The organism is Massilia glaciei (assembly GCF_003011895.2).
GTDB lineage: Bacteria > Pseudomonadota > Gammaproteobacteria > Burkholderiales > Burkholderiaceae_D > Telluria_A > Telluria_A glaciei.
Genome location: NZ_PXWF02000176.1, coordinates 1 through 2,225, shown reverse-complemented (window position 1 = coordinate 2,225; position 2,225 = coordinate 1). Strand labels below are relative to the sequence as shown.

Here is a 2,225-nt window from a genome sequence, read left to right as displayed (position 1 = left end):
CGCCGCCGCCGCGGCCAGCCGCGCGGGCCCGAGCCAGCGCGACAGCGTCGCCAGCATCAGCTCCGGCTCGATCGGCTTGGTCAGGTAGTCGTTCATGCCGGCCTCCTCGCAGCGCAGGCGCTCGCTTTGCAGTACGTGCGCCGACAGGCCCAGGATCGGCAGCGCGGCGGCATCAATGCGCGCGCGGATCTGCTGCGTCGCCTGGACCCCGTCGAGGCGCGGCATCTGCAGGTCCATCAGCACCGCGTCGACCGGGTCGCGCTCCTGCAGCGCGCGCTGCACCGCCAGCTCGCCGTCGCCGACGATGGTGCAGCGCCCGCCGGCGGTCTCGATCAGCTCGCGCACCACCTGCTGGTTGATCTCGTTGTCCTCGGCCACCAGCACGTGCACGCCGTCGATCCGGCGCAGCTGCTCGGGCGGCGCGCGCAGCGGCGCCGGCGGATTGAGCCCGAGCGCCAGGTACAGCGCCTGGCGCAGCGCCTGCGGCGCCAGCGGCATGCGCATGAGCTGGGCGGCGCCGTCGATCGCGGCCAGCTCGCGCCCGCTGCCGGTGGCCAGCAGCACCAGCCGCGGCGCGCCCGGCTCGCCGAAGCGCATGCCCCTCTGCTGGGCCTGCAGGGCCAGCTGGGAGTCGAGCAGCAGCGCGGCGATGCCGCGCCCGGGCGAGCCGCCGCGGGTGTCGCCACGTGTGTCGCCGCGCACCTCGGCCAGCAGCTCGGCCTGCAGCAGGCTGGCGCTGCCCACCGTGGTCAGCCGCACGTCCCAGGCGCCGAGCATGCGCGTGACGGCCTCGCGCTGGGACTGGCGGGTGATGCCGACGAGTACGCGCTGGCCGCGGATCTCGGGCGCCATTGCCGCGTGCGCGGCGCCGCCGGGGGCGCGCCCGAAGCGCGCCGTGAAGCTGAACACGCTGCCGACCCCGGCCACGCTGTCGAGTTCGATGGTGCCGCCCATCGCCTGCACCAGCTGCTTGCTGATGGTCAGGCCCAGCCCGGTGCCGCCGAAGCACCGGCTGGTCGAGCGCTCGGCCTGGCTGAACGGCGCGAACAGGGCCTTGACGCGGCCCTGGTCGATGCCGATGCCGGTGTCGCGCAGCTCGAACGCGAGCGTGGCGTGCTCGTCGCCGGCCTCGGCCAGCGCGACCGTGAGCACGACCTCGCCGCGCTCGGTGAACTTGATGGCGTTGTTGATCAGGTTGAGCAGCACCTGGCCGAGCCGCAGCGGGTCGCCGACGAGCCGCAGCGGCACGCCCGGGGCGACGTCGAACACCACCGCCAGCCCCTTCTCCTGGGCCGGCAGGGCGCAGATGGTGGTGATCTGGTCGAGCACGCCGGCGAGCGCGAACTCGGTCGTCTCAAGGCTCATCTTGCCGGCCTCGATCTTGGAGAAGTCGAGGATGTCGTTGATGATCCCGAGCAGCGCGTTGGCCGCGTCCTGCACCTTGCCGAGGTAGTCGCGCTGGCGCGCCGTCAGCTCCGTCTGCAGCGCCAGGTAGGTCAGGCCGATCACCGCGTTCATCGGGGTCCGGATCTCGTGGCTCATGTTGGCCAAAAATTCGCTCTTGAAGCGGGTGGCCTGCTCGGCCACCTCCTTCTGCCGCACCACCTGGCGGTACAGCTCGTTGGTGACGAAGGAGAAGATGTTGGCGAACACGATCATCAGGGCCAGCGTGACGGCCACCCGCAGCGCCATCGGCCCCGGCATCACCTGCCACGCCGCCAGCGGCACCACCAGCGCCACCACGCCGTTGAACAGGTTGGCGGCGCGGCGCGAGAGCATGAAATGGAACATCAGCACGGCCGGGTAGCTCCACAGGATGCCCGGCCAGGTCTGGTTGCGGATCGAGATCAGCATGCTGACCACGGCCGGCACGAAGATGAGCACCATCGGGATCGGGATGCGCCGGTGGCGGTAGATGCCCCAGGCGTTGACCGCGAGCATGGCGATCGCGGTGCTGGTGGCGATGCCGAGCTCGAACCGGCCCTGCAGGAAATTGTTGACCGAGAACGGCAGCATGATCAGCGCGCCGGCCAGCGCCAGCCCGTACGAGATGGCGTCGCGGTACTTGGCGATCAGGGCCGCCTCGGGCGAGGCGTCGCCGCGTTCGATGTCGATCATGGCAGGTCCCTCGGGCCGCGCCCGGGCGGCAGCGCGGCCACGCGCGCGGCCGGGGCAGGGGCCGCAACGGCGGCCGAAGCCGGGGCGGGGGGCGGTGCCGAAGCCGG

The 2,225-nt window shown here is 72.2% G+C and carries 1 protein-coding gene; it reads right to left on the bottom strand.

Going from position 1 to position 2,225, the window contains the following annotated elements:
• On the bottom strand, positions 1–2,118 hold a 2,118-nt coding region (locus tag C7C56_RS11095; RefSeq protein WP_146204423.1), incomplete at its 3' end, for an ATP-binding protein.
• Positions 2,119–2,225: the final 107 nt, after the last annotated feature.